At 43.2% G+C, this 5,369-nt stretch carries 4 protein-coding genes; all 4 read right to left on the bottom strand.

Features of this window, described 5'->3' with window-relative positions:
- Positions 1 to 94: 94 nt before the first annotated feature.
- Complete coding sequence (locus tag KGY70_16385; protein MBS3776777.1) at positions 95 to 1,612, bottom strand: arylsulfatase; 1,518 nt, start codon at positions 1,610 to 1,612, stop codon at positions 95 to 97.
- 124 nt (positions 1,613 to 1,736) lie between these two features.
- The gene (locus KGY70_16380) at positions 1,737 to 3,191 is read right to left on the bottom strand and encodes a sulfatase (GenBank protein MBS3776776.1); all 1,455 of its coding nucleotides are present in this window, start codon (positions 3,189 to 3,191) and stop codon (positions 1,737 to 1,739) included.
- A 133-nt stretch (positions 3,192 to 3,324) separates the two neighbouring features.
- Positions 3,325 to 4,710: a sulfatase-like hydrolase/transferase gene (locus KGY70_16375; GenBank protein ID MBS3776775.1), complete on the bottom strand. Its 1,386-nt coding sequence runs from the start codon at positions 4,708 to 4,710 to the stop codon at positions 3,325 to 3,327.
- An 86-nt stretch (positions 4,711 to 4,796) separates the two neighbouring features.
- The gene (locus KGY70_16370) at positions 4,797 to 5,045 is read right to left on the bottom strand and encodes a hypothetical protein (protein ID MBS3776774.1); all 249 of its coding nucleotides are present in this window, start codon (positions 5,043 to 5,045) and stop codon (positions 4,797 to 4,799) included.
- Between the last annotated feature and the right edge of the window lie 324 nt (positions 5,046 to 5,369).

The following is a 5,369-nucleotide window of genomic DNA, read 5'->3' as shown; positions in this document are numbered from 1 at the left end:
CCAAGCGGGACAGGCTGTGAGATCGCTACGCTAAGTTTCAGTTTATCTGGGTTAGGGACAAGAGTTTCTTAAATTATCCTGACTATAAAATGCCTCATAGGGTATCGCCCAGTTGCTTCATCCGAAACCCTTCTACAACGGGTGACTCCCGCTCTTCTTTCATGTATTCTTTTGCTTTCTCCAAAATTTCAGGATACTGATCCGACACATCGTGTTGTTCCATGGGGTCGGTATGGAGATTATAGAGTTCCACTTCCATGTTGCCGTCAAAAATGTCTTTGCGAATGGCCTTCCATTTACCAAAACGGACTGCCTGCTGTCCATTGTAGGAAGGAAATTCCCAGTACATAACCTCGTGTTCTTCCTGATCGTCCTGACCCAAAAGGGCAGGCAGAAGGCTTATCCCATCAAGATCCAGATCTTGCGGAGGTTCTACCCCTGCCACATCACAAAGCGTGGGAAAGACATCCCAGATTGCTGAAATATGATTGGTTACCGTGCCCGGTTCGACCTTTCCCGGCCACGTTGCGATCATGGGTACGCGAATGCCTCCTTCATGAAGGTAGCCTTTACCCCATCCACGTTCTTCCTTGAAAGGGCCTCCGCTGTTAAACCACGGGGTATCAGCTCCACCTGTATACGTTGGACCGTTGTCGCTGGTAAAAATGATCAATGTATTCTCATAGACCCCTATTTCTTTCAGTTTATCCACGATTTTACCCACATTTTCATCCATGTAGGAGATCATGGCAGCATAGGTAGCCCGGGGATAACGGCTGGGAAAATAACCATTATCTCCTGTATAGGGATCCTCGTCACCAAACTTTTCCACGTAATGCTCCACCCACCGTTCGGGTGCTTGCAAGGGTAAATGAGGAATTGGAGTGGCATAATACATGAAGAAAGGCTCCTGCTTGTTACGCTCCAGAAACTGCATGGTTTCCTCAATCATCAAATCCGGGGCATAATCCGTAAGCCGGAACCGGGAATAGCTTCCAGGATCATAAGGATCTGCTTCTTCGGGCAATTCTGTATGTGGTGGCACCATTTTGTTATCCAGCGTATCTTTTTCATCGTTCTTCCAAAGATGGAGCGGATAATAAGTATGGGCCTGTCGTTGGCAGATGTACCCGTAATAAAAGTCGAATCCCTGCTTATTTGGGGCTCCTTCCGACATTGGTGGACCCAGACCCCATTTGCCAACACATCCTGTGGTATAACCAGCCTCCTGAAGCACTTCACCAATGGTAACGGTTTCCCCCGGAATGGGCCTTTGACCTTCCAGGCCGGGATCCTTGCTGGCTTTTTCGAAATCCCAGACGTCTCCACGTTCCCCTAAAGGATCATTGCTCCTGATATAGGAATGACCGGTATGTTTGCCCGTCAGCAATACACATCTGGCGGGGGCGGATACAGGAGAACCCGAGTAATGCTGAGTGAAAAGAATGCCCTCTTCGGCAAGTTCATCAATATTGGGGGTTTCGATCTTATCCTGGCCGTAGCAGCCCACATCACCGTATCCCAAATCATCGGTTAAAATATAGACAATATTGGGTTTTTGGGCTTTATCCTCTTTGGCGTCTTTCTCACCTTCGCCACTACAGGAAGGCATGGTGATCAGCGCGGCTGCTCCCAAATTAACCAGATAGGCGGGTTTTACCCCGTGCCTCCTTAAAAGGTAACTAAAATATTTCATAGCTTACTTAAATTTAGATAAATATAATAAATTATTTAGGTTAATTAAATTCATAATACAGCGGATTTTTCTTTTGGGGCACTGGAGCACCGATATGCTCCCTCCAGTTTTTCAGTTGTTGATGTAGCTCCCGGGTTTTATCCGGCATCTCATCCGAGAGATCGTTTTCTTCGCCGATATCTTCCTCCAGATTGTAAAGCTCCAATCGTTCATCCTCAAAAAATTCCATCAGTTTATAGTTACCCGAACGGATTACACTTACCGGTCTTGTTCTGAACGTTCCCTCGCTACCTTGCAAATAGGCCGGAAAATGCCAGTATAAAGCCTCCCGTTCGAAGTCATTTTCCTGTTTAAGTAAAGGAAGCATGCTTTTTCCGTCAAGTATCTTATCTTCTTTTTTCTCAATATCGAGAATATCAAGAAAAGTAGGATAAAAATCCAAGCTTATAACAGGTGTGTCACATTCGGTCCCTTCTTCTATTTTACCAGGCCACCGGAATATCAATGGAACCCGGATACCTCCTTCATAGAACATTCCTTTGCCTCCGCGCAAAGGAGCCTGGGAAGTTATATCTCTTTGGACAATGCCATTCTCTTCATATCCCCCCAAAGCTCCGTTATCTGAATAAAAGATTACAATGGTTTCCTTTTCCAGATCCAGTTGTTGGAGTGTATTCATAAGCCGGCCCACACCCCGGTCTAAACTATGAATCATCGCGGCATATACCGGGTTGTTATGACCGTTCCAGGGCTCTTTCTTTCTGAATTTCTCTATATCTTGTTCTTTTGCCTGAATAGGAGTATGGACAGAATAGTAAGGCAAATACAAAAAGAAAGGTTCATCCCGGTTGTCTTTTATGAATTTTACAGCTTCGTCTGTCAGACGGTCAGTGAGATATTCTCCTTCAGGACCGTCTTCCAGTGCATGATTGTAGTAGGGACTGAAATAGCCATGAAAGGGATGACCCCAGTGGCTGCCTGCTACATTCAGATCAAAGCCCTGAGATTCGGGACCGTGGGTAGGATAATCGCCAAGATGCCATTTACCCATACTGGCACTTACGTAGTCTTTACGATTCAAGGCCTCTGCTATTGTAACTACACTTGTATCGAGCAGTGTTTTATTTCTGATTGGCATCAGCTTTCTAAGGGAATCCACTCCCCGGTCGGCATTATTAACAGTATAAATACCATGTCGGGGAGAATATTGACCGGACATAAGACAGGCCCGCGTGGGCGCACTATTGGGTGCATTGGTGTAAGCATTGGTGAAAATCATGCCCTGACTGGCAAGATCATCAATATTGGGAGTTTCATAATACTCACTGCCCATATATCCTACGTCTTTCCAACCCAGATCATCGGCAACAATGAATAGAATATTGGGCTTCTCTTGCTTTTCTCTATTCTCATCGGTTTTGCAAGAACTCAAAACTAAAGGAGCCAACGTAGAGATGGCCAACAATTGTGGTACTTTTCCAGACAAAATGTTCATACGCTTACGCTTTAGATTATAAAATCAAGTTTCAGAAGAATTTAAGTAATATATTCACATATTCGAATCATCCTTGCTTTTCTATTTTTATTTGTATAGATAAAGATTTCACTGCAAAAGAATGTGAGTTATTTTATCTATCTTCTTCCCATTCGGGAGCCTGATCAAGTATTTTCTGTAGTTTACTTCTTATTTGGATGACTTCCCATGACACATGCTCCATAGAAACCGGATTTCTTATCTCTCCGGAATCCCACGATACATTTCTCAGGGATATCGGATCTTGTTCCCGTTTATCCGTCGGAATATGATAGAACCTTCCATCCTGGTAAAGTTTATATTCCTGGGTTCGTACAAAACGACCGCGAAATTGATTGATATAATCACTGTGCATTGGATCATAATGTACGAAAACCGTTTCCCGTTCCTTATATGGATCTCCTCGCAATAACGGCAGAAAGCTTTTTCCGTCAGATTCAACATTTTTTCCCGCTACATCGGCAAGAGTAGGATAGAAATCGCTGAAGCCGATCAGTCCATCGTAAACAGAACCAGATTTTATATGCTCCGGCCAATAAGCAATTAATGGTACATGGGTTCCTGCATCAATTGTCATGGCTTTTCCTCCCCGTACCGGACCCCTTCTTGTTTGTGATACAAGGGGACGATGCGTGCCATTATCTGATGTAAAAAGGATAAGGGTATTATCAGCAATTCCCAATTCTTTGACTTTTTGAACGACCTTCCCTACAAGCATATCGGTATATTCCACCATATCCTTGAAATAACGCTTATCCTCTTTATACCGTTTTTCCTTATCCTCCCACTCATCTGAAGCAGGGGTTGGAACAAAAGGAAAATGGGGTAATACCATGGAATAATATAGAAAAAAAGGCTGATCCTTATTTTTTTCCATGAAATCAAGGGCGTAATCAGAAAATATATCGGGGCCGTATGAATCTTCGACTCCCTTTAGTATTTTTCCGTTCTGTTCAATATATGGATTTGCATACCGTTCGTAAAGCACTGTATCCTCATTTCTAACCGGTTTTTGGGTGACCTGCCAGAGGCAATATTCATCAAAACCGAACGCCTTTGGTCTGTCGCTATTCTGCCATCCCGGATATTCCCCGATTCCGTTCAACTGCCACTTTCCTACAATACCAGTGGCATATCCTGCTTGTTTCATCACATTACCGAAGGTCTTTTCGTCCGGACTAAGATACCCAAAATCCTCGTAGTTTCTATAGTTATACATCCCGGTCATAATTTTTACGCGCGAAGGGGAAGAAATGGGTGTTGAATAACAATGGGTAAAGCGTTTCCCTTGTTCTGCCATCTGATCCAGGTGAGGTGTGTCATACGATAAACCCCCATTACAGCCGAGACATTCATATCCCATATCATCAACCATGATAAGGATTACATTGGTTTTTGATTCAGCATCGGCGGGTTGATCCTCAGTTATGGCATTGGAAGCCAATCCGGCTGCTATAGATAAAATTGATAGAAAATTCATAAAAGCATTAAATTTATTGTTTCACTCCAGAATGATTTCTCACTCCAGAATGATTTAAAGATAAAAAATATCGTTTTAATTATATATCATCCTATACTTCTTTCTGTCCTTAGGATGTTGGTTTCTATCTGGCGAGTGTTTAGCGAGGGATTGAGGGATATTTCTTGATAGCTCAGGGGATATTTCTTTTCTATTGTAAGGGTCCTCTTTTCTATTTCGGCTGTATTTCTTTCTGCCTGTGCTATATTTCGTTGTACCTGTACCATCTTTTTCCCATGTCTATAGGGTATTTTTTGAATGTCATGAAGATCTTTTTCAATATGGAAAAATATCATTTCCTACACTTCATCGGTCATTTTTCACCCTTTAAAACAAAAATTTTCCCTCTTTCGGATAGCAATTTTCATACCCCGGAGCAGAAAAAAACAGGGTTTAATGCCTCATGCCCAATGTCTCGGATATTTTGCCCGATGCCCCGAATAGCAAAGTGAATCCTATGAAAAAGAAAAGGGTTTGCATCCGCGCTGTCGACACAAACCCTCCCGGGGATTACCAAATCCTCACTCAGGTCGTTTCCGTGGCTTCTTCATCGGTATTTTTAGCAGTTCTGCCCGGAAAATACTCTGAAAGTTCCTCGTAAGCACTTCTGGCACCGGGTA

This window comes from Bacteroidales bacterium, from assembly GCA_018334875.1.
Taxonomy (GTDB): domain Bacteria; phylum Bacteroidota; class Bacteroidia; order Bacteroidales; family UBA12077; genus JAGXLC01.
This window is presented reverse-complemented; position numbering and strand designations above follow the sequence as displayed.

Coding starts and splice junctions, on each gene's coding strand:
- KGY70_16385 (MBS3776777.1), bottom strand. CDS start 1,612: ATGCCTTCCTGTAGTGGCGAAGGTGAGAAAGACGCCAAAGAGGATAAA.
- KGY70_16380 (MBS3776776.1), bottom strand. CDS start 3,191: ATGAACATTTTGTCTGGAAAAGTACCACAATTGTTGGCCATCTCTACG.
- KGY70_16370 (MBS3776774.1), bottom strand. CDS start 5,045: ATGATATTTTTCCATATTGAAAAAGATCTTCATGACATTCAAAAAATA.
- KGY70_16375 (MBS3776775.1), bottom strand. CDS start 4,710: ATGAATTTTCTATCAATTTTATCTATAGCAGCCGGATTGGCTTCCAAT.